This window comes from Citricoccus sp. I39-566 (assembly GCF_031432995.1).
Classification (GTDB): domain Bacteria; phylum Actinomycetota; class Actinomycetes; order Actinomycetales; family Micrococcaceae; genus Citricoccus; species Citricoccus nitrophenolicus_A.
In genome coordinates this window covers 1,724,971-1,750,079 of sequence record NZ_CP133842.1, presented here as the reverse complement: position 1 = coordinate 1,750,079, position 25,109 = coordinate 1,724,971, and the positions used below count along the sequence as shown (strand labels likewise).

At 71.1% G+C, this 25,109-nt stretch carries 21 protein-coding genes and 2 tRNA genes; 9 read left to right on the top strand and 14 right to left on the bottom strand.

What is annotated here, in order from left to right; genetic code table 11:
- The first annotated feature begins 67 nt into the window (after positions 1–67).
- Complete coding sequence (locus RE421_RS08060) at positions 68–1,216, top strand: S-layer homology domain-containing protein (RefSeq protein ID WP_309808576.1); 1,149 nt, start codon at positions 68–70, stop codon at positions 1,214–1,216.
- Positions 1,217–1,329: 113 nt separating this feature from the next.
- Positions 1,330–1,500: a hypothetical protein gene (locus tag RE421_RS08055; RefSeq protein ID WP_309808574.1), complete on the top strand. Its 171-nt coding sequence runs from the start codon at positions 1,330–1,332 to the stop codon at positions 1,498–1,500.
- Here RE421_RS08055 and RE421_RS08050 read toward each other — a convergent pair.
- The 8 genes from RE421_RS08050 to RE421_RS08015 all read right to left on the bottom strand — a co-directional run bounded on the left by RE421_RS08050 (position 1,498) and on the right by RE421_RS08015 (position 8,892).
- Positions 1,498–1,571, bottom strand: a tRNA-Ile gene (locus RE421_RS08050). The genes RE421_RS08055 and RE421_RS08050 overlap by 3 nt on opposite strands.
- 37 nt (positions 1,572–1,608) lie before the next feature.
- Positions 1,609–3,114: a lipase maturation factor family protein gene (locus RE421_RS08045; RefSeq protein WP_309808572.1), complete on the bottom strand. Its 1,506-nt coding sequence runs from the start codon at positions 3,112–3,114 to the stop codon at positions 1,609–1,611.
- Positions 3,115–3,137: 23 nt separating this feature from the next.
- Entirely contained in the window at positions 3,138–4,337 is a 1,200-nt protein-coding gene (locus tag RE421_RS08040; RefSeq protein ID WP_309808570.1) for a glycosyltransferase, read from the bottom strand.
- A gap of 46 nt (positions 4,338–4,383) precedes the next feature.
- Positions 4,384–5,298, bottom strand: a complete 915-nt coding sequence (locus tag RE421_RS08035; RefSeq protein ID WP_309808568.1) for a DMT family transporter — start codon at positions 5,296–5,298, stop codon at positions 4,384–4,386.
- Positions 5,295–5,939 (bottom strand): CDP-alcohol phosphatidyltransferase family protein, encoded by a 645-nt coding sequence (locus tag RE421_RS08030; protein WP_309808566.1) that lies wholly within the window; start codon positions 5,937–5,939, stop codon positions 5,295–5,297. The genes RE421_RS08035 and RE421_RS08030 overlap by 4 nt, the downstream gene beginning before the upstream one ends.
- A 24-nt stretch (positions 5,940–5,963) precedes the next feature.
- Positions 5,964–6,791, bottom strand: coding sequence for a phage holin family protein (locus tag RE421_RS08025; protein ID WP_309817196.1), 828 nt, complete (start codon positions 6,789–6,791; stop codon positions 5,964–5,966).
- Positions 6,792–7,070: 279 nt separating this feature from the next.
- Complete coding sequence (locus RE421_RS08020; protein ID WP_309808564.1) at positions 7,071–7,586, bottom strand: ferritin; 516 nt, start codon at positions 7,584–7,586, stop codon at positions 7,071–7,073.
- A gap of 76 nt (positions 7,587–7,662) precedes the next feature.
- Positions 7,663–8,892, bottom strand: coding sequence for an MFS transporter (locus RE421_RS08015; protein WP_309808562.1), 1,230 nt, complete (start codon positions 8,890–8,892; stop codon positions 7,663–7,665).
- Positions 8,893–9,148: 256 nt separating this feature from the next.
- On the opposite strand from RE421_RS08015, the gene RE421_RS08010 reads away from it, so the two are divergent.
- Positions 9,149–10,783 carry an ATP-binding cassette domain-containing protein gene (locus RE421_RS08010; RefSeq protein WP_396134640.1) on the top strand — a complete coding sequence of 545 codons (1,635 nt, stop codon included), beginning with the start codon at positions 9,149–9,151 and terminating at the stop codon, positions 10,781–10,783.
- On the opposite strand, the gene RE421_RS08005 is transcribed toward RE421_RS08010, so the two are convergent.
- Positions 10,780–12,312, bottom strand: coding sequence for an MFS transporter (locus RE421_RS08005; protein WP_309808558.1), 1,533 nt, complete (start codon positions 12,310–12,312; stop codon positions 10,780–10,782). The two genes, RE421_RS08010 and RE421_RS08005, sit on opposite strands and share 4 nt — an antisense overlap.
- Positions 12,313–12,428: 116 nt before the next feature.
- On the opposite strand from RE421_RS08005, the gene RE421_RS08000 reads away from it, so the two are divergent.
- Positions 12,429–12,501, top strand: a tRNA-Asn gene (locus tag RE421_RS08000).
- Positions 12,502–12,618: 117 nt separating this feature from the next.
- The gene (locus tag RE421_RS07995; RefSeq protein ID WP_309808556.1) at positions 12,619–13,284 is read left to right on the top strand and encodes a PepSY domain-containing protein; all 666 of its coding nucleotides are present in this window, start codon (positions 12,619–12,621) and stop codon (positions 13,282–13,284) included.
- Positions 13,285–13,288: 4 nt separating this feature from the next.
- Here the strand turns inward: RE421_RS07995 and dnaG are convergent, their stop codons facing one another.
- Positions 13,289–15,175, bottom strand: coding sequence for a DNA primase (dnaG, locus tag RE421_RS07990; protein WP_309816992.1), 1,887 nt, complete (start codon positions 15,173–15,175; stop codon positions 13,289–13,291).
- A 236-nt stretch (positions 15,176–15,411) separates the two neighbouring features.
- Positions 15,412–16,812, bottom strand: a complete 1,401-nt coding sequence (locus tag RE421_RS07985) for an aromatic acid/H+ symport family MFS transporter (protein ID WP_309816990.1) — start codon at positions 16,810–16,812, stop codon at positions 15,412–15,414.
- Positions 16,813–17,019: 207 nt separating this feature from the next.
- Between RE421_RS07985 and RE421_RS07980 the strand changes: the two genes are divergently transcribed.
- Together RE421_RS07980 and RE421_RS07975 are read left to right on the top strand one after the other, a co-directional pair.
- Positions 17,020–17,856, top strand: coding sequence for an NAD-dependent deacylase (locus RE421_RS07980; protein ID WP_309816988.1), 837 nt, complete (start codon positions 17,020–17,022; stop codon positions 17,854–17,856).
- Positions 17,834–18,550 carry a DNA alkylation repair protein gene (locus RE421_RS07975; RefSeq protein ID WP_309816984.1) on the top strand — a complete coding sequence of 239 codons (717 nt, stop codon included), beginning with the start codon at positions 17,834–17,836 and terminating at the stop codon, positions 18,548–18,550. Before RE421_RS07980 ends, RE421_RS07975 begins: the two co-directional genes overlap by 23 nt.
- 177 nt (positions 18,551–18,727) lie before the next feature.
- Here the strand turns inward: RE421_RS07975 and RE421_RS07970 are convergent, their stop codons facing one another.
- Together RE421_RS07970 and dusB are read right to left on the bottom strand one after the other, a co-directional pair.
- Positions 18,728–20,047, bottom strand: a complete 1,320-nt coding sequence (locus tag RE421_RS07970) for a deoxyguanosinetriphosphate triphosphohydrolase (protein ID WP_396134639.1) — start codon at positions 20,045–20,047, stop codon at positions 18,728–18,730.
- A 73-nt stretch (positions 20,048–20,120) separates the two neighbouring features.
- The gene (gene dusB / locus RE421_RS07965) at positions 20,121–21,329 is read right to left on the bottom strand and encodes a tRNA dihydrouridine synthase DusB (RefSeq protein ID WP_309816982.1); all 1,209 of its coding nucleotides are present in this window, start codon (positions 21,327–21,329) and stop codon (positions 20,121–20,123) included.
- Between the two features lie 112 nt (positions 21,330–21,441).
- Here dusB and RE421_RS07960 point away from each other — a divergent pair, with 112 nt between their 5' ends.
- Both RE421_RS07960 and RE421_RS07955 read left to right on the top strand, forming a co-directional pair.
- The gene (locus tag RE421_RS07960) at positions 21,442–22,470 is read left to right on the top strand and encodes an LLM class flavin-dependent oxidoreductase (RefSeq protein ID WP_309816978.1); all 1,029 of its coding nucleotides are present in this window, start codon (positions 21,442–21,444) and stop codon (positions 22,468–22,470) included.
- An 80-nt stretch (positions 22,471–22,550) separates the two neighbouring features.
- Positions 22,551–23,735, top strand: a complete 1,185-nt coding sequence (locus tag RE421_RS07955) for a hypothetical protein (RefSeq protein ID WP_309816974.1) — start codon at positions 22,551–22,553, stop codon at positions 23,733–23,735.
- A gap of 60 nt (positions 23,736–23,795) precedes the next feature.
- Here RE421_RS07955 and RE421_RS07950 read toward each other — a convergent pair whose 3' ends face one another.
- Complete coding sequence (locus RE421_RS07950; RefSeq protein ID WP_309817191.1) at positions 23,796–24,995, bottom strand: IS30 family transposase; 1,200 nt, start codon at positions 24,993–24,995, stop codon at positions 23,796–23,798.
- Between the last annotated feature and the right edge of the window lie 114 nt (positions 24,996–25,109).

Genomic DNA, 25,109 nt, shown 5'->3' with positions numbered 1-25,109 from the left:
TCCCCTGGACTCGGACCGTCCGGCGTGGGCCCTGTCCTGCTCGCGATCGCCCTTGAAGGGGACCACTGTGTCTTCAGCCGCACGCCGCCTCCGGCAGCACCACACCCTCCGCCACCGACTGGCCGCCGCCCTGGGGGCGGGGGCCCTCGTCGCCGGCGTGGCCGGCGCGGGACTGACCGCTCAGATGGCCGCGGCACCCTCCGCCGCCGCGGCCCAGTGCTCCTCCTCGTCCTTCACGGATGTCCCCCGGGGAACCCCGAAGTATGCACCCGTGACCTGGCTCGCCTGCCAGGGCATCACCACGGGCTATCCGGACGGATCGTTCGGCGTCGGCAAACCCGTGACCCGCGGCGAGGTGGCCACCTTCCTCTACCGGCAGACCACCCCGAGCCACCCGAAGAACGGCGCCGCGTACTTCACGGACGTCTCCGGCGCGGGCGCCTTCTACTCCACCTCCGTCGCCTGGATGGCGCAGGGCGGGTTCGCCAAGGGTGGTTCCGACGGCACGTTCCGGCCCAACTCCCCGGTCACTCGCGGAGAGATGGCGGCCTTCATCTACCGCCTGGCCGGGGCCACCCAGAAGGGGCCGAACTACTCCCCCTTCGACGACATGCGCTGGTCGAGCAGCTTCTACCACGAGGCCAGCTGGCTCGAGTCCCGGGGGATCGCCAACGGCTACAAGGACGGCGACTTCAAGCCCTCCCGGAACATCACCCGGGGCGAGACGGCCATCATGCTCCAGAACGCCCACCCCTACATCTCCGGCCGGGGGAATGTCACCTCGCCGGTGACCAGCCCGCTGCCGAACGGTGCCGGCAACGCCTCCGGGTCCACGGCGGCGTGGAAGACCAAGGCCGCCAGCTGGGCCACGGCCAAGGCCCAGAGCTCCAGCTCCTACTACCTCTACGGCGGCAACGGACCGAACGGCTACGACTGCTCCGGATTCATCATCGGAGCGTTCGCCGCCGGCGGCAAGGACGGCCTGCCGCGCCGGGCCGCCGACCAGTACAAGGCTGCGGACAGCTACGTGCCGCTGTCCCAGGTGCAGGTGGGCGACCTCGTCTACTGGTCCAGCGGCGGGTCGGTCTACCACATCGCCCTCTACGTGGGGAACGGCAAGATCGCCCATGCCCGCAACCCGAACGAGGGGGTATCCATCACGAGCATCGACTACTCCCCCTACAACATGCTCTCGGTGGCCGGCCGGTACAGCTGAGTGGAACCGGCGGCCCGGCCGGTGGACCGGGACCGCACGCCGAGGTTGTTACGGTGGATTGAACCAGTCCGGCTGGCAGACCGACCGGACGACCACAGAATGGAGCACCGCGAATGTCTGAGTTCACCGAAGCCCGGAACGAGGCGGCCACCGCCCTGCTGCAGAAGATCACCGAGCAGGTCCAGGCCCAGGACAGCCCGAAGTCGACCCGCATGCTCGCGGAGGCGTACGCCCTCGTGCAGGGCACCTTCACCGGCGGTCCCCAGCTCAACGTCAAGAAGTAGGGCGTGCGGGACTTGAACCCGCGACCAAAGGATTATGAGTCCTGTGCTCTGACCAACTGAGCTAACGCCCCGCGGCGCCCGGCCGGGCCGGGCGCACAAGTAACCATCCTAGCGGCCGTCCACGGGCTCGACGACGATGCGGCCCTCACTGCGCATCCAGTACTGGCCGGTGGCCCGGCGCTCGGCGGCCGTGGCGAAGCGGTACCGGAAGGTCCGCACCCGGAGGTACCGCGGCCGGCGCCCCTCGAAGGGGTCGCGGTCCAACAGTCTCAGCACCGCCGGGTCCGCGGCCAGGAGCCGGGCGAGCAGGGCGTAGAACCACCGTTGGCGGATCCCGCCGAGCGGCAGGAACCACATCATCCAGTCCAGCCGCAGATGGTAGGGCGCCACCAGGCGGGGGCGCCGCCGGACGTCTCCGGGCTTGCCCTTGAACTCATAGGCGAGCCACGCGGCGTCGTCGTCCGGCGGCCGGCCCTCGGCTCCGGACTCGAAGCCGGCCTCGGTGGTCGTCTCAGTGCCCTCGATGATGACCTCGATGCGCCGCTTGGTCACCGAGCCGAACGCGCCGTAGGCGTTGCCCAGCTGCCAGCGGTTGAACGAGGCGTTCATCAGCTGCCGCGGCGAGAACAGGTTGCGCAGCGCCGGCACGCTGGCCACCACCAACCCGGCGGTTCCGGCCACCACGATCACGGTCCAGTACGCCGGAATCGTCCCGGGATCCGCCGTCGCCGCCGCCGCCCCCAGATCCGCCGGGATGGCCGGGAACAGGCCATGCAGCACCCCATCTCCCAGCAGGCCGGCCGCGAGGACGATGGTGGCCCAGTTCAGCCACGCGAAGTTCCCGGTGGCCACGAGCCAACCCTGCGTGAGGATGATCACCGCGGCGCCGATCGAGGCCACGGGCTGGGGCAGGAAGAGCAGGAAGGGCACCCCGAGCTGGGCCACGTGGTTGCCGATGACCTCGCAGCGATGCCACCAGCGCGGCTTGAGGTGCGCCTGCCGGCTCCACGGGTTCGGCATCGGCTGCGTCTCGTGGTGATAGTCCAGCGCCGTGAGGTCGCGCCATTCGGTGCCGCCACGCATCTTGATCATGCCGGCGCCGAACTCGAGCCGGAACACCAGCCAGGCGATCAGGATGATCACCGGTGCCGGCGGCGGGACCTGGTTGGACCCGAGCAGGCCCACCGTGAAGCCGGCCTCGAGCAGGAGCATCTCCCAGCCGAAACCGTAGAACACCTGCCCGAGGTTCACCACCGAGAGGTAGAGCCCATACAGCCCCAGGAACAGGGCGAGGGGCAGCCACGGCGGGCCGGTCTGCGGCAGGCCCACCACGAGCAGCGCGGAGACCAGGATCCCCGCGGCGGCCACGGCCACCAACTTGGGGTCGCTGTAGCCCCAGCGGCGGAACAGGGTGGGCCCGCGCTGACGTCCGGCCGCCAGCAGCTCGGTGGCCGGCAACAGCCCGCGCTCCCCGAGCAGCGGGCGGAACTGGTTCAGGGTGGAGACGAACGCCACGAGGTACAGGGCGGCGACCCCGCGCTGCAGGATCTGCCGCGCCCATTCCGCATCCGGCGCGGCCAGCCAGACCGGCAGGACCTGCGTGAACCACTCCACAGGGCCGATCCTAGACCTCAGCGCTAGAGCTGGGCGCGGACCTCCTCCACGGTGGCGCCGCGGTAGAGCATCTCGAAGAGGTCGACCGTCTTGTCCTGGGAGTGCTGCACGGCGCGCTCATGCGAGGACCGGCCCATCCGGGCCCGCTCGCCGGCGTCGGCGGTGAGCACGGCCCCTAGCTTCGCGGCCAGGTCCTGCGGATCCCCCGGGGTGAACAGGTAGCCGTTGTCCCCGTCCGTGACGAGGTGCGGCAGGGCCAGTGCATCGGCCAGGACCACGGGCCGGGAGGCGCTCATGGCCTCCAGGGACACGAGCGACTGCAGCTCCGCCGTGCCAGGCTGGCAGAACACATCGGCCCGCAGGTAGCTCCGATGCAGCTCCTCGTCGCTGATGTGCCCCAGGAAGTGCACCCGGTCCTGCAGCCCCAGCTCCTCCACGAGGGCCCGTAGGGACGTGCGCTGCTCGCCGTCCCCGACGATCTCCAGGTGCGCGTCCACCGTGGAGGCAAGCTCCCCGATCGCCCGGATGAGCACATCCACGTTCTTCTCCACGGCCAGCCGTCCCACGAACAGGACGGTGGGGTGCTCCGGACGTTCGATGGTCTCCCCCGGCGCCAGCTCATAGGCCGAGGAGTCGATGCCGTTGGAGATGGGCAGCACGTGGTCCAGGCCGGCGTGCTCGGCCATGGTCCGCGCGGCCAGGGCGGTGGGCGTGGTGACGGCGGCCGTCTTGCGCATCAACCGGCCCATGTCCTTCCACGAGTTCCGGGACACGATGTCCAGGAACCACTGCGGGAACGGCAGGAAGGGTTCCAGGTTCTCCGGCATGAAGTGATTGGTGGAGATGGTGCGGACCCGCCGCTTCTCCGCCTCGGTGATGGCCGCGTCGCCGATCATGTAGTGGCACTGCACGTGCACCACGTCCGGGCGGATCTCCTCCAGCAGCGCGCCGATGGACGAGCGGGCATGCCGCGGGAACACCAGCCGGTAGTACTCGTGGGTGAACGCCCTGACGGACTGCAGCCGGTGGATGGTGGCCTCGTCGTTGTACTCCACGGAGTCCGCGCCGGGCTCGTTGCGGGCCGCCACCACGTGCACCTCGTGGCCTCGCGCATGCAGGGCCCGGGCAAGCCGGTAACAGAACACCGAGGCTCCGTTGACGTCCGGTGGATAGGTGTCCGCCGCGATGAGGACGGTGAGCTTTCGGTCGGCTGCTTCCGTCACGGGGAAGTGGCTCCTTTGCGAAGGTGGTGGTGGGTGCCTCGCGGGTCTAGTCCTCCGCCGTCACGCTGGCGGCGCGGCGGGCCGACTCCCGGCGCTTGATCACGTCCGGGTGGTGACGTGACAGGGCGATCACCCCGAGCGTAGCAACGCCGGCCGCCACCGCCATGCACCAACCCACCCACCAGGGCTGATTCGGCTGCAGTTCCCCCAGCACGATGATCCCAGTGAGCACGGCGACCATGGGGTCGACCACCGTCAGCCCGGCCACCACGAGGTCTGGCGGCCCGTGCCGGTGGGCCATCTGGACGAAGTAGATCCCCAGCAGGCCGGCACCGGCCATGACTCCCAGGTGGAACCAGGGGATGCCGGCCAGCCCGCCCGCATCGCCGCGCAGCAGGTGGATCGAGGCCAGCCGGACGAAGACGGCCACGAAGCCGAACAACACGCCCGCGCCGAGGATGTAGACGAAGGCGCTGGGCCGGCGTCGGACCATCACCGCCAGGAGGGCGAACAGCACGGTGGCGGTGATGGCCACGATCGCCGTGGTCCGCTCCTGGCCCAGGGTGGGAGCCGGGTTCTCCTCGGTGGCCACGATCGCGATGAGCACGAAACCGCCCGAGCCCGCCACACAGGCGGTGATCGCCCAGATCGTCACTCGGTTCAGCCGCAGGTGCTGGATCCGGGCATTGAGCACCGTGGTGATGACCACCGCGATGGCGCCGATCGGCTGCACCACGGTCAGGGGCGCCGTGGCCAGGGCATAGACGTTCAGGACGATCCCCGCCAGCATGAGGGCTCCACCGGCCAGCCAGACCGGGGAACGGAAGAGCGTGAAGATCCCGGAGCGCGGGTGCAGCCGGAGCGTGGACTCGTGCCGGCGGACCCCCACGGACTGGCGTTCACTGCCGAGGGCCAGGCAGAAGGCAGCCGCGAGGGCGGCCAGGATGGACAGCCACTTCATGGAGTGGCCCAGCTGGCCCGGTCTCGAGGATCCACGCCGCGGGCGGTCAGCTCACGGTACTTGCGCACGCACCCCACCAAATAGTCGCCGGCGGCCCCCACATGACCGAGACACCCCAGCGCCAGCAGGACCGTGGCCGCCACGGTGAGGGGCGCCTCGGCGAGGCCGGGCACCTGGGCCAACAGCAGTACGGGGGTTCCCGCCAGCAACAGCGCCGTGCGGATCTTCCCCAGCGCCGTGACCTCGAGCTCCGGGCTGCCACGGAACATCACCAGGGCGGCTGCCGCCAGGATGCAGTCCGGGACGATCAGCCCGACCACCAGCCACCAGGGCGCGATCCCCGTGGCGACGAGGGTGACGGCGACGACCACCAGGGAGAGCCGGTCCGCCAAGGGGTCCAGCCACTGCCCCACCGTGGAGATCTGGTTGAACCGCCGGGCGATGTACCCATCCACCCAGTCGGTGCTGGAGAGCACCGCCAGCACGAGGAACGCCGACAGGTACTGTTCGGTGACCACCTGCCATACGAAGACCGGCACGAGACAGAACCGGATGAGGGTGATCCCGTTGGGGATGGTCCAGAACCGATCCGTGACCACGTAGTCGACGTCATCCCGGGTGCCCGCACCGATCAACCGCATCTGCTCGCGCGCCTGGCGGCGCGGTTACTTCTTGAGCTGGCGGGCGAAGACGGCGATGGCCGTGGACGCCGCACCCAGCAGGGCCAGCGGCTGCCACCGGTCCTTCACGTACTCGCCGGCGTCGTTGGCCTTCTGTCCGGCCCGCGCCCCGGCATGGTGCGGTGCGGTCGGCGAGGTCTGGTCCTGCCCGGCGGCGCCGGCGGCCGGTCCCTGCTTGGCCTGGGAGGTGAAGGCGGCGAACTGGGACTTGAGGTCCGCCTTCTCCTCCAGCCCGGAGCGCAGGTCCCCCAGGTGCTGCCGGCGCAACTGCGTGCGGCGGCGCAACTCCGCGTGGGAGGGGCTCTGGACGGTGGCGTTCTGGGGAGCCTCTCCGCGCTTCCTGGCCGCCTTGTCCTCCGCGGCGGCCTCCTTGCGGCGCTCGTCCTCGCGGGCGGCGGCGATCTTCTTCTCCTCGGCCCGCTGGGCCTCCAGGCGATCGAACTCCGCCGGGTCGAAGGCGTTGCCCTCCTTGAGGTAGCCGAGGTCGTACTTCACGCCCTGGATGGTCTCCGCCGGGACCAGCGGCAGGGCCGCCTTGACGCGCATCACTCCGATCAGGATGAAGATGAGGGCGAGCACCAGTGCTCCGGCGGCCACCATCAAAGCCGAGAACCAGACGGGACGGTCCTGGGCGAAGCCGCCGATCATCGCGACGATGAGGGACACGGACATGATGAACAGGAACACGAGCCCGACGACGGCCAGGCCGACGCCGATCCCGACGGTGATCCCCTTCTTGGTCATCTGGCCCTTGGCCATGGTCAGCTCGTCCTTGAGCTGCAGCGGGAGCAGACGGACCGCCGTGGTGACCACGTCGGTCAAAGAGCTGGAGCGAGTCTGGTCCGAAACGCGGGGAGAACCCTGGTTGGCCATGGAGGACTGCCTTCCCTGTGGTCTACGGCTGGAAAACGGTGCTGGCCCGGGCGGGACCGGGCAGGTCAAACCTACCACCGACCGTCCGGGCCCCGTTCGTGCACGATTGACTGTTCAAGTGACTGGGGTAGAGTCGAACCAAGCCGGTGCCGCCCCACCCCCCTTTAGGGCGGCACCGGCTCTTCCATGCCCCCGCCGGGCGTCCTGCCGGGGTCCGCGTCAGTCCGCCTCGGTGGTGCCCACGGAGCGTGAGCCGAGCTCGGCGTCCAGGCGCAGCAGGCCGGCGCCGTCGTGACCGATGAGCTTGATCCGGCCGACGATCTCGCTGACGGTGGCCTCCTCCTCGATCTGCTCATCCACGAACCAGTTCAGCAGCGGGCGGGAGTCCAGGTCCCCGGCGGCCTCGGTCTCGCGGTACAGGTCCCGGATGGCGTTGGACACCTTGACCTCGTGGGCCAGGGACGCCTCGAAGATGGCCAGGGGTGAGAGCCCCCGCATGACCTCCGGGGCACGGATGGCACCGATCTCGGCGTGGTTGTCCCGGTCCACCACGTGATCGATGAACTTGTTGGCGTGGACGATCTCCTCGTCCGCCTGGTGCCGCAGCCAGGCGGCCATGCCGGTCAGGTCCTGTTCGTCGGCCTCGATGGCCAGCTGACGGTAGACCAGGGACGCCTCCAACTCGAGGGTGATCTGTTCGTTGAACTTCTTCAAGAGGTCATCTGAGAGCTTCATGGGTTCACAGTAGGGCTGCCGGAGCGCCATGTCACCGAAGGGAAGGCTGGTCTAACGAAGGCAAGGCACCCCTGATTCAGCTCCCGCCGACCGCCCGGGGGACCGAGGTCACCCGGTGGCTGAGCAGCAGCTGGACCGCGGACACCGCCAGCACCACCACGAGTGCGGCCGTCCAGTCCCCCAGCAGCCCGTTCATCAGCCCCAGGCCGAAAGGACCGATGGCCGCGCCCAGGTACCCCAGCGACTGCGCGAGCGTGGACAGGGCGGTGGTCTCCGCCGAGGTGTCCCCGCTACGGCTGATCAGCAGCATCAGCAGGGGGAAGACGCAGAAGCCCAGGCCCATCAGGATCGAGGTCCCGACGACCCAGTCCACGGGCGCCAGCAACAGCACCACGTAACCGGCCAGTGAGGCGCCGCAGGTGATCATGAACGCCGTCCGCAGGAGCCAGGGCCGCCCGGCCATCGCCAGCAGCACCATCATGGTGGGGATGCCCACCAACTGCATCAGCCCCAGCATCAGCCCGGCCGTGGTGGCGTCCAGCCCACGCGAGACCAGGATGTGTGGGTACCAGCCCAGGACGCCGTAGGCCAGGAATGCCTGGGCGGCGAACAGGGACGTGAACAGCAGGCCCTTGCGGGTCCTCAGTAACGGCCAGGGTGAGACATAGGGCACGCCCTGGCGCGCCGCCCAGTCATCGGCCAGCCGGCTGCGGATGGCCAGCGGCAGGAACACGGCGAAGGCCACCGCGGCGGGGACCGCCCACGCCGCCAGGCCGAGCGTGGGCGAGCCGAGGCCGGCGGCGATCGGCACGGCCACCGCCGCGGCGGTGGTGGCCCCGATGGTCATGGAGACCGTGTATAGGGCGGTCATGGTGGCCGCCCGTCCCGTGTGGTGCTGGCGGATGTACGAGGGCATCGCCACGTTGCACACCGCCAGGCCGCTCATGCCGATAACCGTGCCGGCCATCAGCATCAGGGTCGAGTCCACCGCGCGGGCGGCGAGGCCTCCGGTCAGCAGCAGCAGGGCCAGGGCGATGGCCGGCTCCAGCCCCACCCGGCGGACCAGCCAGGCGGTGGCCGCACCGGCCACGGCGAAGCACAGCACCGGGACGGTGGGCAGCAGTGAGGCGGCCAGGGCTCCGTAGCCCAGCAGGTCCTGCAGGGCGTGGAACAGCGGTCCCGCGGAGGCGATCCCCGCCCGCAGGTTCAGGCCGATCAGCACGACGGCGGCCACGGACACCAGCACCACCCGCGAGGGCCGGCCACGTCCGTCCGGACGCGGCGGCACCGCGGGAATGGGGGTCATGGTCCGAGGATAGCCGGGGGGTGACGGACGGTCCGTTCCGGATAGAATGGCCCGCATGCTTGATCTCGGTATCGCCTCGATGAGGTTGCGCCCCGCCCGCTGACGGCGGCCGGCCCCTCTCACCCCACCCCGACCGTCGTCCCGGTTCCCGCCGGGCGGGCCTTCGGCGTGCCCGGCTCCACGACGAGTCGAAGGCAGTACCGTGCACCATCCCCTTTCCCATCCCTCCCCCTCCCCCTCCCCCTTCACCGCGCCGATGGCTTGGCCCGCCGGCGCCGCGGCACACCTGCGCGCCGAGGACGTGCGCGTGGTCCGCGGCGGCCGCGAGGTCCTCTGCGGAGCCAGCGTGACGGTGTCCTCCCGCTCGCGGCTGGCGATCGTCGGCGAGAACGGCCGTGGCAAGAGCACCCTCCTGCAGGTCCTCGCCGGAACCCTGGTGCCCGACGACGGCTCGGTCACCCGGGCGGGCACGTGCGGGATCGTCGAACAGACCCTCGACGCCGGGCCCGGTCAGACCGTGGGCACCCTCGTCGGCGAGGCCACCCGCCCCTCCCGGACCGCGCTGGCCGCGCTGGACGCCTCGGCCGAGGGACTGGCCCGTGGCGAGGACGGTGCCGCAGACGACTATGCCGCCGCGCTGGAGGCGGCCACCCTGCTAGACGCCTGGGACGCCGAACGGCGGGTGGACCAGGCCCTGGCCGGCCTGCGCGCCGTGACCGAGCGTTCCCGGCCACTGTCCGAGCTCTCTGTGGGACAGCGCTACCGGGTCCGCCTCGCCTGCGTCCTCGGGTCCCGGTATGACCTTCTGCTGCTGGACGAGCCGAGCAACCACCTGGATGCCCCGAGCCTGGACTTCCTCACCGAGCGGCTGCGCGAGCACCCGGGCGGACTGGCCGTGGTCACCCACGACCGGACCCTGTTGCGGGACGTGGCCAAGGAGTTCCTCGACCTGGACCCGAGCGAGGACGGACGGCCGGCGCTCTACGCCGGCGGCTATGCAGGCTGGCAGTCCGGCCGGGCGGCCGCCCGCGAGCGCTGGGTGCAGGGTTTCGAGGCCCAACGGGCCGAGCAACACCGCCTGGCCGAGGCCGCCGGCGCGGCCCGCGATCGGCTGGAGTCGGGCTGGCGGCCGGAGAAGGGCCATGGCAGGCATCAACGCCAGAGCCGGGCGCCCGGCGTCGTGCAGGCGGTGAAGCGGCGCCAGGCGGAACTGGACGCGCACCGGATCACGGTGCCCGTCCCTCCCCAGCGGCTCGCCTTCCCCGGGCTCCGGGTCCGTGCGGGGCAGCCCCTGCTGCACTGCCGCGGGGCGACGGTGGCCGGCCGGCTTCAGCGCGCGGTGGACGTGCGGCTGGCCGGCGGCGAGCGGTTGCTCGTCACGGGTCCGAACGGGGCGGGCAAGTCCACCCTCCTCGGCGTGCTCGCGGGCGTGATCGAGCCGGATTCCGGCGAGGCGCGGACCCTGTCCGGGGCGCGGGTCGCGCTGCTCGGCCAGGAACCGCCGTCCTGGCCCGCGCGGATGCTCGCCTACGAGCTGTACCAGAGCCACGTGCACCGGCTCCTGGCTGCCGGGACCCACCGCGAGGAGGACCTGGTCCCGCTGGGGGCCACCGGCCTGCTGGACGCCGAGGCCCTCCGCACGCCAGCCGGTGCCCTGTCCGCCGGTCAGCAGTCCCGGCTGCACCTAGCCCTGAAGCTGGCTGAGCGGCCGGACGTGCTGCTGCTGGACGAGCCGAGCAACCACCTCTCGGCGCCGCTGGTGGACGAGCTCACCGAGGCGCTGCTGGGCACGCCGGCCGCTGTGGTGGTGGCGACGCATGATCGGCAGTTGCTGCGGGACCTTGGCGGGTGGCCGCGCCTGGACCTCGGAGGCCCTCCCGGCGGGTCCTAGTGGTTGGCCTCGTAAGCGCTGGCGGACGTGCCGGGACCGTAGCGGCGCAGCAGCCATCCGGTGGCCCCGGTCGCCCCGGCGACGACCGCGGTGACGATGGCCAGCACCCAGAGGAAGGCCGTGTCATAAGCGGCGCCGGCGGCGGCCAGCACGCCCGGATCGCCGCCGGCGAGGGCCACGGCACTGGACATGGAGTCCGCGGCGCCCGCCGGGGCCCCGGCCGGCAGCTGGACCGTGACGGTGTAGATCAAGGTGGCCAGGCTGCCCAGCAGTGCCACGGCCAACAGGTTGCCGAACTCGTAGGACACCTCCTCCACGGAGGAGGCCATGCCGGCCTGGCGGGACGGGACGTTGCCGATGATCGCCGTGGACGCCACGGACATGGTGGCCCCCAGTCCTGCCCCGGTGAGCACGAGGCCCGCCACGAGCCAGGGGACGCTGACCGTGGCGCTCAGGGCGGCCACGAGCATGCCGGCGCTCGCGAGGACGAATCCCCCGGAGACCAGGCTGCGCAGCCCGAGTCGGTGCAGGCTGGCCCCGCCGGCGAGGGAGGCCGGCAGCGATCCGACGGCCACGGCCGCCACGAGGAGTCCGGACTGCAGGGGCGTGAAGCCCTCCACGAGCTGGAACCGCTGGGTGGTGACGAGCTGGACGCCGCCGATCACGAACATGGAGCAGGCCGCGGCGATGACCCCGGCGGAGAAGGCCCGGTTGCGGAAGACGGCGAAGTCCAGGACCGGCGCCCTGAGCTGTTCCTTGAGGCGCCGCTGGCGGTGGGTGAAGGCCCAGCCTCCGGCCGCCGCCACGGCGGCGGACAGTGCCAGCACCGGCCAGGAGGGATCCGGGCCGGTCGCCTGCTTGATCGCGAACACGGCGCCCGCCAACGTGGCCATGGCGTAGACCGAGCTCAGGGCGTCCCAGCGTGTGGAGCGGTCTGCGCGTCCGCGCGGGGCCACCCACGGCGTCAGGACCAGGGCGGCCAGGACCACCGGCACATTGATGAGGAAGACGGAACCCCACCAGAAGTGCTCGAGCAGCAGTCCGCCGATGATCGGCCCGAGGGCCGCCCCCACCAGGGAGATGCTCCCCCACACGCCGATGGCGACGTTCCGCTGCCGCACGTCGTCGAAGCCGATGCGGATCAGCGCCAGGGTGGCGGGCATCATGCACGCCGCCCCCACGGCCAGCAGGGCGCGCGCCGCGATGAGGACGGCGATGTCCGGGGCGAAGGCCGCGACGAGGGAGGCCGCCCCGAAGAGCACGAGCCCGATCAGGAAGAGTCGCCGGTGCCCGTAGCGGTCCCCCAGGGTGCCCGCACCCAGCAGCAGCCCACACATCACCAGCGGGTAGGCATTGATCACCCACAGGGACTCGGAGGCGCTGGCCCCGAGCTCCGCGGTCAGCGTCGGCAGCGCCGTGTAGAGAATGGTGTTGTCCAGGGTGATCAGCAGCACCCCGGCGCTCACGGTGACCAGCAGGAGCCAGCGGCGGGACGGGGCCAACGGGGCGGAGGCTGCGGGGGTGGTCACCGGAGCACTCTAGCCTTGCGGGCCCGACGGCGGCCGGCCCCGCGGATTTCACAGTTCGGCCGAACTTGGGTACAGTGGAACCCGCTGTCCAGCTGTTCGGCGAACAGCGACAACGGTCCCCCGTAGCTCAATTGGCAGAGCATTCGACTGTTAATCGAAGGGTTACTGGTTCGAGTCCAGTCGGGGGAGCATCTCACAGGCCTCCCCTCCAGTCCGCTGGAGGGGAGGCCTGTGCCGTACCCGGCTCTCATGACCGCTTCACTGGCCTCTCATGCGCGGCTCATCCGGGTTTGAGAGACTGGGCCCATGACACAGCACACCGGAACCCCCAGCAAGTACACCAAGACCCTCGCGCTGTCCGGGACCGGCGTCCTGGCACTGGCGTTGCTGACAGGCTGTTCCGTGGCCGATGACGGTACCCCGGAGGCAGACAGCGGGACGTCCGCGACGGCCGAGACCTCGCCCACCACCGCGGAGACCTCCTCACCTTCCGCCACCGACGATTCCGGAACGCCCTCCGCCTCGACCACCTCCCCGAACACCTCCAACGGTGCGGCCACCACGACGGGCGAGGACCCGATCTTCGCGGCCCTCGACGCCCTGCTGGCCGAGCACAGCGACGCCGTCATCGTGCAGGTCGACCGGGAGGACGACGACACGTTCTTCGACCTCGAGGCCGTGATCGGTGACCGCGTGGTGGATTTCGACGTCAGCACCGACGGCTCGGTCCGCGAGAACGATGACGACGATGACGGCGACGACGTCCGCCGCGCCGGTGAGGCCCAGGTGACGGCCGAGGAGGCCGCCCGCGCAGCCCTGGAGGGCCGTGACGACCAGAGCATCGACAGCATGGAGCTCGACGAGGACAACGGCACCCTGCGCTGGGAGGTCGACCTGGACCGGGACGGGGGCGATGACGGCGACGAGCTCTCCGTGGATGCCGCCACGGGCGAGGTCACGCAGGGCCACTGACCCGTCAGTCGCGAGCGCGCAGTGAGCGGCGCTTGGCCTCCAGGTCCATCAGCTGGCGGTTGAGCGCCGCGAACTCCTCCGGGTCCCCGGCGGGTCCCAACCGTTGCAGGCGGCCCATGAGGTCGCCCTTCTGGTGGGTGATCTGCAGCTCGAACAGCCGGTTCATGATGTCCCGGCAGTACCGCACCAGGTCATCGTCCGTGCGGGCCGGCAGCGGGGTCACCGCGAGTTCGCTGACCAGCGAGCCCAGTTCCACCGGGACCTCCTGGCGCACCTGCTCGACCCACTGGGACGGGGTCGCCCCGGCCATGCCGGCGGCGCGGATCCCGGAGTGGAGGACGGCGAACGCGGGCACCTTGAAGTCGGCGGCGTAGAAGGCCTGCCACTGCTCCGCCGAGAGCAGGGTCGGCTGCTGCAGCACCACCTCGAGGGCCTCCTTCTCCATCCGGGCCGCGGGGTCGCGGGTGTCCGGGCGCTGGAAGCCGGGCCCGCCCTCCCCCGGTGCCCGGCCGGCGTCGGGCCCGGGTGCCAATTCCCGGCGGGTGCCCGACGACGGCCCGGCGGCGGAGCGCTGGGCGCCCGCCACCGCGCGGTGCACGGTGTCCGGGTCCATACCGAGCCACCCGGCCAGCTCCCGCTCGTAGCCCGGGCGCACGACGGAATCCCGGATGCCGGCCACGATGGGGGCGGCATGGCGCAGCGCGCCGGTGCGGCCCTCCACGGTGTCCAGGTTGAAGTTCCTCATGCCGGCCTTGATGGCGAACTCGAACAGCGGTCGCCGCGAGTCGATCAGGGCGAGAACGGCCTCGGGCCCCTTCTCCTGGCGCAGGTCGCAGGGGTCCATGCCACTCGGCTCCACGGCCACGAAGGTCTTGGCCAGGAACTTGCTGTCCTCCTCGAAGGCGCGCAGCGCGGCCTTCTGCCCGGCCGCGTCGCCGTCGAAGGTGAAGATGATCTCCCCCCCGGTGCCGTCGTCCGAGATCAGCCGGCGGGCGATCTTGACGTGCTCAGAGCCGAACGCCGTGCCGCACGTGGCCACCGCGGTGTCCACGCCGGACAGGTGGGCGGCCATGACGTCCGTGTAGCCCTCCACGACCACGAGTTGGCGCTTCTTGGCCACGTTCCGCTTGGCCGCATCGATGCCGTAGAGCACCTGGGACTTCTTGTAGAGCTGCGTCTCGGGGGTGTTGAGGTACTTGGGACCCGGGTCTTCCTCGAAGAGCTTGCGGGCGCCGAAGCCGATCGTCGCGCCGGTCATGTCCCGGATGGGCCAGACCAGCCGGCCGCGGAAGCGGTCATAGATCCCCCGCTGGCCCTCGGAGAACAGGCCCGTGAGCCTGAGCTCGTCCTCGCGGAAGCCCTTGCGCTGCAGGTGCTTGAGCAGGTGGTCCCAGCCCTGTGGCGCGTAGCCCACGCCGAACTGGTGGGCGTGCTCGGAGGTGAAGCCTCGGCCGGCCAGGAACTGCTGCCCGGTGGCCGCCCCGGGGGTGGCCAGCTGGGAGCGGAAGTACTCGTCGGCGACCTTGTTGGCCTCGAGCAGCCGCTGGCGCCGGCCCACCTGCTCCCGGTCCGGGCCCGTGCCGCCATCCTCGTAGTGCAGCTCGATGCCCGCCTTCGCGGCCAGGCGCTCGACCGTCTCGGCGAACGTGGTGTGCTCCATCTTCATCAGGAACGCGATGACGTCCCCGGACTCGCCGCAGCCGAAGCAGTGGTAGCTGCCGACCGAGGGCCGCACGTGGAAGGAGGGGCTGCGCTCGTCATGGAAGGGGCACAGGCCCTTGTAGGAACCCACACCGGCGCTGCGGAGCGTCACGAACGCGTCCACGATCTCCTTGAGGTCCGATCGCTCGCGGACCAGGTCGATGTCCTCGCGCTTGATCAGTCCTGCCATGGGCCCAGTCTAGGCTCCCGTCCCGCCGCCCCGGTCCCCTCGTCCACAGATCCCGGCTGAGCACGTGCCCCTCCCCTGGCTGGCCGCGTGCCGTTCCTCCAGCTCACCACCCAGCGCCAGCACTGCGGCCACATCAACCGTCATCGGCTGGACTTCTCGTCGGAGCGTCCGATGACGAGAAGTCCAGCCGATGACGGTAGGGCCGTCAGACGAGAAACCACAGCGTCGGTCGGTCCTCAGACCCCCGCGGTGGTGCGCTGGGGCTGGTCGGCGACCGGGCCGGCGTCGTGCTTCTGGTCCTTGCGCTGGTCCCGGCGCAGGGTGCGCATCCCGGTCACGGCCAGCCCGCCCAGGGCTCCGGCGATCGCGAAGCCGAAGAAGCCCCAGGGGTAGGCGATGCCGGCGGCCACCATGGTGCCACCCATGATCGGGCCGGAGATGGCGCCCAGGCGGCCCACGCCGGCGGCCATTCCCAGGGCGGTGCCCCGGACCTTCGGCGGGTAGTTGGTGGCGGCGAAGGCGTAGACGAGGTTCTGGGCGGAGAACACGAAGCAGCCGGTGATGAAGATCATCACGTAGATGCCCAGCAGCGGCAGCTTGATGGCCAGGGCGGCCAGCAGGATCGCGGAGCCGATGAACCAGAGGATGGCGGCGTTGCGCGGGGTGATGGCGTCGCCCACCTTGCCGGCGATGACCAGGCCGATCACGGCGCCGGCGTTGAGGACCACCAGGAAGCCCAGGGAGTTGCCGAGGTCGTAGTCGGCGGCGCGCATGATCTGCGGCAGCCAGGTGTTCAGGCCGTACACGAGCAGCAGGCCCATGAAGGAGGCGAGCCACATGAACACGGTGTTGCGGCGGTACGTGGCGGACAGCAGCAGCGCGGCGCCGGTCCTCTCGGCCTCCGCCCGCCCCGGGGTGTCGGCGAAGGCGCGCTCGGGCTCCTCGTCGATCTCGACGCCGTAGTGCTCGGCCACCAGGCGGGCCTCGGCCGTGCGCCCCTGGGAGAGCAGGAAGTCCGGGGACTCGGGCAGGTAGCGCCACATCAGCGGCACGAGGACCAGGGCGGGCAGCCCGCCGATGAAGAACATCTCGCGCCAGCCGGAGACGGTGTTGGCGGCGGCCCAGAGGGCCAGCAGCGCCGTGATGACGGCGCCCACGTGGTAGCCGGTCATCATCAAGGTGGTGGCGTTGGAGCCCTTCTTGGCGCCCGCAAACTCGGTCACCATGGAGATGCCGGTGGGCAGGCAGCCGCCCAGGCCGAGTCCGGCCAGGAAGCGCAGCACGCCGATGGTGGTGGCGTCCTGGGCGAAGCCGGTGACGAAGGTCAGCGCGGAGAAGGCGATCACCGCGCCGATGAGCAGCCTGCGGCGGCCGAATTTGTCCGTCAGCCAGCCCATGCCGAGGGCGCCGATCATCATGCCGACCAGCCCCGCCGTGGCGATCACGGTGCCGGTGCCGTTGTCGATGCCCATGGACGCGTCCGAGGTGATCATCGGCATGATGGCGCCGAGGACGACGGCGTCGAAGCCGTCCAGCAGCACGGCGAACCAACACAGGGGCGCCACCCAGGCGCGGCCGCGCAGCACCGGGGGGCGGTGGATTCCGGCGCCGGGGCGGACGGTGGTGGACGTGGACATGAGGCCTCCGGGGGATACGACGACGGCGGTTCGGCAGCGACGCGGACGGGTTCAGGGACGAGTCCTGTGTCATGGCAGTCCATGGCGGCGCTCACAAACTCGTTGAACACTGTACCTTACGTATACGAATCTATGTCATCGGAGTCACAGCCCGGCGAGACGCCGCCCACGGGCGCGAGGCGGGGCGAAACCTGATGGGATGGGCCCATGGAACCCGAGCCGATCCCCGACCTGGCCGAGGCGACCGCACTGGCCCGTGCCGCGCGGCGCGTGGTGGTGCTCTCCGGGGCCGGCCTGAGCGCCGCGTCCGGCGTGCCCACCTTCAGGGAGGCGCAGACCGGGCTCTGGGAGCGCTACTCCTCCGAGCAGTTGGCCACCGAGGACGCGTTCCGGTCCGACCCCGAGCTGGTGTGGTCCTGGTACCAGTGGCGCGCCCGGCTGGTCCGGTCCTGCACGCCGAACGCCGGACACCTCGCGGTGGCCGCGTGGCAGCGGCGGCTGGCCGCCTCCGGCGACTCGCTCACCATCGCGACCCAGAACGTGGACGACCTCCACGAACGCGCCGGCGCCGAGGTGCTGGCGCACCTGCACGGCTCCCTGTTCGAGTACCGCTGCGCCGACTGCGGTGCGCCCGCCGAGCACGATCCGGGCGCGGCGCCGGAGGGGGATGCGGGCTCCGCGCCGGACCTGGAATCCATGCGCCGCGTCGCCCCGCCCAGTTGCGCGGCCTGCGGGGTCGGGATGCTGCGGCCGGGGATCGTGTGGTTCGGGGAGATGCTCCCGGCGGGTGCCCTGGAGCGCACGCTCGCCGCCCTTCAGCAGTGCGACCTGGCGGTGGTCGTCGGGACCTCGGCCACCGTTCAGCCCGCCGCCTCCCTGCCATACGCGGCGCTGGGAGTCGGCGCCGCCGTCGTCGAGGTCAATCCGGAGGTCACCGAGTTCTCGACCGCGGCCTCCGTGCACCTGCGCGGGGCCGCCGGGCAGGTGCTTCCGGCGCTGGTCCGGGCCTACGATGGTCCCCATGGCCACCACCGCCCAGACTGAGATCCACCCCACCGTCGAGGCGGTGCAGGCCGAGCTGGCTGCCCTCGAGGATCCGAAAATGCGCGTTGCGAACGAGAAGCGCGGCGATGACCACGGCGTGAACCTGACGAAGCTGCGCGGCGTGGCCAAGTCCGTGAAGCTCCCGCCCGCGCCCCGGCACGACGTCGCCCTGGAGCTCTGGGCCACCGGGGACACCGCCACGCGGCTGGTCGCGCTGCTGATCTGCTCGCCGAAGAGGTTCGGCGTCGGCGAGCTGGACGCGATGATCCGTCAGGGACGCGCTCCCAAGGTCCATGACTGGCTGGTGAACTACGTGGCCAAGAAGAGCCCCCACCTGGAGGAACTCCGGGAGCTGTGGACCGAGGACCCGGACCAGCTGGTGGCCGCCGCCGGCTGGGACCTCATCAGCCACCAGGTCTACAAGAAGCCCGAGGTCCTGGACCTGCCCGCGCTGCTGGACACCATCGAGGCGCGGATGCAGGATGCCCCGAAGGACCTGCAGTGGTCCATGAACAACACACTGGCCGCGATCGGGATCGAGAACCCGGGCCTGCGGGACCGGGCGCTGGCCATCGGCGAGCGCCTCGAGGTGCTCAAGGACTATCCCACGCCCCCGAACTGCACCTCCCCGTTCGCCCCGACCTGGATCACCGAGATCGTGAAGCGCAACGAGGCGGCGGCAGCCACGACGTAGTGGCCGCAGCGTCTAGGAAGTCAGACAGACTGCCCCACTCGTCCATTGAGTCCGCCGGTCTCTCCCGATAGGCCTCCAGATAGGCGCGGTCAACCGCGGAATTGGCCCTCGCCCTTGTCATACATTGATCGTGCCACGATGATGCCACGCTCGCGAGGGGTGGGCGGTCCTGGAACGTCAGACCCAGCTGCGCCGGAACGGCTCGCCACGCACCAGGGTCGAGTGCCACTCGATGGCCGTGGAGTCCGTGAGTGAGGCCACCTGGTCGATCACCACGCGGCGGCGGGCGGCGTCGTCCGCGGCCTCGCGCCAGTCGCCGGCGAACAGGGGGTCCAGGTAGCGGTCCCCGGAGTCCCAGAACAGCTCGACGAGCTCGGTCAGGATCTCCCGCTGGCGCGCGTACAGGGGCTGGCGGGCCTCGGAGCTCATCACGTAGGCCGCGGCGATCCCCTTCATGGTGGCGATCTCGATCTCCGTCTCGGCCGGCACCACCACGTCCGCCTCATGCCGGGTCAGCGGCTCATTGCCGAAGACCTCACGGGTGGCATCGAAGGCCGCGTTGGAGAACCGGCCGATCAGCTGGCTGGTCATGTCCTTCAGGGCGGCCCGCGAGCGGCGGGTGCCGTCCGCCTGGCGCACCCACACGGGGGTCCCCTCGAGCCGGGACAGCGCGGCCTCGACCTCGGCCGGGTCGGTCTGGGGCAGGTACCACTCGAGGGTGCGTTCGACCACGAGCGTCCGGTGGTCCGGGTCGGCCAGCCAGTGCAGCTGGAACTGCCCGTTGACGATCCCGTCCTCCACGTCGTGCACGGAGTAGGAGATGTCGTCCGCCAGGTCCATCACCTGGGCCTCCATGGACTTCCGGGCCCCCGTCGCGCCGCGGCGGAACCAGGCGAAGACCGGCAGGTCGTCCGCGTAGACCCCGAACTTCCGCGACCGTTTGCCGTCCGGCCTCAGCGGCGCCTCCTCCCGCGTCCACGGGTACTTGCAGGAGGCGTCCAGGGAGGCCCGGGTGAGGTTCAGCCCGGCCGAGCGACCGTCGTCGAAGAACTTCTTCGTCTCCAGCCGGGCGAGCAGCCGCAGGGTCTGGGCATTGCCCTCGAAGCCGCCGATGTCCTGGCTCAGCGCGTCCAGGGCCGTCTCCCCGTTGTGCCCGAAGGGCGGGTGGCCGAGGTCGTGGGACAGGCACGCGGCGTCGACGATGTCCGGGTCGCAGCCGAGCGAGCGCCCGAGCTCGCGGCCCACCTGGGCCACCTCGAGGGAGTGCGTCAGCCGGGTGCGGGCGAAGTCGTCCTCGTCCGGGGCCACCACCTGCGTCTTGGCCCCGAGCCGGCGCAGCGCCGAGGAGTGCAGGATGCGGGCGCGGTCCCGCTCGAAGTCCGATCGATAGGTGCTCTTGGGCGGCTCCGGGTGCCAGCGCTCCCGGTCGGACGGCGCGTAGCCGGGCAGCTCGGCGGGACGGCCCGCGTAGGGCGGCCGCCCCTCGGGACCGAACAGCACCGCTTGATGGGCTCGGCGCGCCGGCACCCGGCGCGCGAGACCCGGGGCCGACGCCGGCCCGATCGCCTCGTCAGCCACCGGAGACGTCCAGCTCGGCCGCCTGGATGAGCGACTTCTGCTCGGCGTTGAGCTCCCGGGAATCCAGCCAGCCCTCCGGCAGGTGGGGGCGCTTGGGCGAGCCGGCGCGGCCGCGCGGCCCCTCGGCGTCCGGGCCGGGGTACGGGGCGTCCGGGTCGAGTTCGTCCAGCAGATCCCGCAGGGTGGCCAGGTCCGGGACCTGGGCGAGCTGGGCGCGCAGTTCCCCGCCCACCTGGTAGCCCTTGAAGTACCAGGCCACGTGCTTGCGGACGTCCCGCAGGGCCTTGCCCTCATCCCCGCCGAAGGTGTCCACGAGCAGCTCGGCGTGCCGGTAGAACGTGTCCGCGACCTTCGCCAGCCCGGGGCGGAAGCGCTCGTCCGAGCCCTCGAAGGCGTTCTGCAGGTCTCCGAACAGCCACGGCCGCCCCTGGCAGCCGCGGCCGATGACCACGCCGTCCACCCCGGTGTGCCGCACCATCGCCATGGCGTCCTCGGCGGACCAGATGTCCCCGTTGCCGAGCACCGGGATGTCCGGCAGGGCCTCGCGCAGCCGGGCGATGGCGTCCCAGTCGGCCGTCCCGGAGTAGTGCTGCTCCATGGTGCGTCCGTGCAGGGCCACGGCGGCCACGCCCAGGGACCGCGCGGTGCGGCCGGCATCGAGATAGGTCAGGTGGTCCTCATCGATGCCGCGGCGCATCTTCACGGTCACCGGGATGTCCTTCTTCGCGGCCTCGCGCACGGCGGCGCCGACGATGGAGGCGAAGAGCTCGGACTTCCAGGGCAGGGCCGAGCCGCCGCCGCGCTTGGTCACCTTGGGGACGGGGCAGCCGAAGTTCAGGTCGATGTGGTCCGCCCGGTCCTCCTGAACCAGCATGCGCACGGCGCGGCCGGTGGTGACGGGGTCCACGGAGTACAGCTGCACCGAGCGGGGGGTCTCGTCCGGATCGTGGTGGATGATCCGCAGGGACTCGGGCCGGCGCTCCACCAGGGCGCGGGCGGTCACCATCTCGGAGACGTACAGTCCGCCGCCGTACTCGCGGCAGAGGCGGCGGAACGCGGTGTTGGTGATGCCGGCCATGGGGGCCAGCACCACGGGGGTCTCGATGGTCAACGGGCCCAGCTGCAGGGCGGGCAGGTTCAGGCGCTCTGGAGTCCGGGCCGTGGATTCGGTGCGCTGGGAAGCGTCGGTCACGGCAGTCATTCCACTGATTATCCCAGAACGGGGCGGCTTCCGCTGGACCCCTCCACCGGCGGAGGCCAACGCCACAGGCCAACGCTGGAAGAACCCCGGTCACCGTGATGTTCTTGCTGTCATGAAGAAGATCGGATTCCTGAATTTCGGGCATTGGAGCTCGGTGCCCGGCTCCCGCACGCCGGACGCCGGCGCCACGCTGCGCCAGACCATCGAGATGGCCGTGGCCGCCGAGGAGGCCGGCATGGACGGGGCGTGGGTCCGGTCCCACCACTTCCAGAACATGCTCTCCGCGCCGTTCCCGCTGCTCGCCGCCATGGGCGCGGCCACGAAGACCATCGACCTCGGCACCGGCGTGATCGACCTGCGGTACGAGAACCCCCTGTACATGGCCGAGGAGGCGGCGACGGCGGACCTCATCTCCGGCGGGCGGCTCCACCTCGGGATCTCGCGCGGCTCCCCCGAGGCCGCCCGGGACGGCCAGCACCAGTTCGGCTATGACCTGGACCCCGGGCAGACCTGGTCCGAGCTGGCCCAGGCCCGGGGCCAGCGGTTCCGGGATGCCATCTCCGGTGCGATGGTGGCCCACGCCGACCCGGACTCCGGCTGGGCGCAGCCGGGCCAGGAGAAGCTGTCCATCCAGCCGCAGTCCCCGGGCCTGGCCGACCGCATCTGGTGGGGCTCCGGCAACACCACCTCCGGCGTCCGGGCCGGGGAGCAGGGCTACAACCTGCTCTCCTCCACCCTGCTGCTGCAGGACGACGGCCGCCCCTTCCACGTCCAGCAGGCCGACCAGATCGCCCAGTACCGGCAGGCCTACGCGGCCTCGGGGCACACCACCGGCGGGATGACCGCCGTGACCCGTTCGGTGTTCCCCATCGTCTCCGCCCAGGACGACATGTACTTCGGCGGCCGCCGCGAGCGCTCCGACTCCTCCGGCCAGCTCGAGGGTAGCAGGGCCCGCAGCGGACCCACGTACTCCGGCCCCCTGGACGAGGTCGTGGAGCTGCTGCGCGCCGACGAGGCCGTGCAGGCGGCCGACTGCCTGCTGCTGGCCAACCCCAACCAGCTCGGGGTCGAGTACAACGCGCACCTGTTCACCCAGTGGGTCCAGGTCGCCCGGGAACTGGGCTGGAAGGAGCGGGGCTGAGGGGAGCCGGACCCGGTCCTTGATAGCCTGAATCGGCGGGCAGCCCGGCCCCAGGGACACCACCCGAGGAGCACCACAGCATGGAGATCTGGATCATCCTGGTCATGGTCCTCGCCGTGGTGCTCGGCGCGGGCGGCTGGGCGTCGGTGGCAGCCCTCCAGCGCCACCAGCTCCACGGACGGCAGGACCGCTGGCGTGCGCTCGAGGGCCGGTTCAATCAGGTGACCCTGGACGCCGACCGCTACGAGCGCAGCCCCGGCGACGCCCTGGCCGCCCCCGGCTGGCTGGACCGCTCCAGCCCCGTGGTCCGCGGCTTCTCCGGGACCCTCAAACGCGCCCAGCGGGACCGTGCCGAGCTGGAGCGCTCCGTGGCCCCGGCCCCGGGACGCGCCGGACGGGAGATCACCAGCGGCAGCCGGGATCCGGCGTCGGGCCTCAATCCGACCGAGGCCGACCTGCAGGAGTTCGAGCTTCTCGTGGAGCGGCTCGAGGACGCCTACCGGGATGCCGACCGGGCGGTGCGCTCCACCGGCTGGAGCAACCCCGGCGCCCTGCGGGTCCCCCACCCCCAGTTCCTGCTGGACCCGCGGTGGGGCCAGGCGGCGGTGCTGCCCCGGCTGGGATCGCTGGACAAGGACCCGAAGGCGGCCGAGCGTTCCGTCAAGGAGTTCCTCGACGCCGCCTACCCGCTGCGCCGGGAGACCGCCCTGAAGGCCCTGCGGGAGCGCAGCGGCGGAGCCTCCAACGCCTACCGGGCCCAGAAGGCGCTGGACCGCGTCATCCAGACCCGCCGGTACACCGTCGACCGGCACGGGTTCCTGTGGCCCTCGGCCACGGTGGTGGAGTACTGGGGCGTCTACCGCACCTTCGGCCGTGGCGCGGACCTGCAGGCGCAGGACATCCCCCCAGTGGAGGTCGCCAACGCCCTGTGGTTCCTGCTGCCGGAAGACCGCGGGATGCCGGACGAGGAACTGCTCCGGCTGGCCCAGGAGCACCTGGCGCTGACGCCCGGCTTCGCCTCGGGGCTGACCCAGACGCTCAACGAGGGCATCGCGCGGGGACTGAAGTCCCTGCCGGAGAACGTCCGGCGGACCCTGGGCGAGGTGGCCCCGAACGGGGTGCAGCTGCCCGCGGCGAAGCCCCGGATCCATCAGTTGCTGGCCGAAGGCCTGCACGAGGGGCTGATCACGGGCCGGCTGCAGCGCCAGCCCGACGGCCTCGTCCGCCGACTCCGCGTGCAGTGGCCCAGCACCTACCGGCGGTAGTGCGTGTCCCGTGCGGAATCACGGATCAAGGGGAACACTCGGCAGGCGGACAACCTGGGTTCAACCGGTCGTTGCAACACCGGGTTGGTGGATCGAGCGTAACTGCTCCTCGAAGACCTCCGCGGGAGTCTTCCAGTCGAGGCTCTTTCGAGGTCTGTTGTTGAGAGCGAGGGCGACTGCTTCGAGGTCGTCGGCGGTCCAGCGTGAGAGGTCCGTGCCTTTGGGGAAGTACTGGCGTAGCAGCCCGTTGGTGTTCTCGTTCGTCGGGCGCTGCCAGGGTGAGTGGGGGTCGGCGAAGAACACTTTCGTGCCCGTCTCCAGGGCGAACTGGGCGTGGCCGGAGAGTTCCTTGCCGCGGTCCCAGGTGAGCGTCTTGCGCAGTTGTTCGGGGAGCTGGGTCATGGACGTGGTGAGCGGGGCGTTCATCGCGACCGCGCCATAGCCGGCCAGTGCGGGACCGTTCTTGACCGGCGGGGTCCCGCCCCAGCCTTCCAACCGGGGAAGGTGCACCAGAAGGGTCGAGCGGCTCTTGCGTTCCACGATCGTGCCGATCGCTGACCGGCCGGTGCCGATGATCAGATCCCCTTCCCAGTGGCCGGGAACAGCACGGTCGGCAGCTTCAGCGGGACGCTGGGAGAAGACGACATCCGCGGTGACGTGACCTTGGGGTCGGTTCTGCGCTCGAGCTCGCGGCTTCCGCAGCGCGCGGCCTGTCCGCAGGCAGGTCACGAGCTCGCGTCTGAGCGCGCCACGGCCCTGGATGAACAGCGACTGGTAGATCGCCTCGTGGCTGATGCGCATGGATTCATCATCGGGGAAGTCGACCTTCAGCCGGTGCGAGATCTGCTCCGGGCTCCACGCGATCGCCCACCGCCGGTCCTGCCGGTGCGGCTTGTTCAGCCCCTTCCATGCCGGCGGGTGCGGCCCAACGACGATCGTGCCGTCGGGCCGACGGACGTTGCCGGCCAGGCGCTCCTGGACGTACTCGCGCAACCTGTCATTGGTCGCGAGCTTCGCGGTCTTTGGGCGCTTGGCCGCCTGCTGGGCCTTCCACTGCGCCACCAGCGCCCGGTACTCCTGCTTACCGCTGCGCGTGGCCGCGTTACGGCGCAGCTCACGAGAGATCGTGCCCGGGTGCCGGCCGATCCGGCGCGCGATCTCACGCACGCCGACCTGCTGGGCGCGCAGCAACGCGATCTCCTCACGCTCTTCGAAAGACAGGTAGCGGCCAGAGGGATCGACCAGTGAGACCGGTGACATGCCGCCAGCGTGTCGGAACCACCGTGTCCCGACCGGCACGGACACGCCCACCTTCAACGCCGCCTCGGCGGACGTGATGCCCGTGGCGATCAGACGCCAGAACTGGCGCTGCAC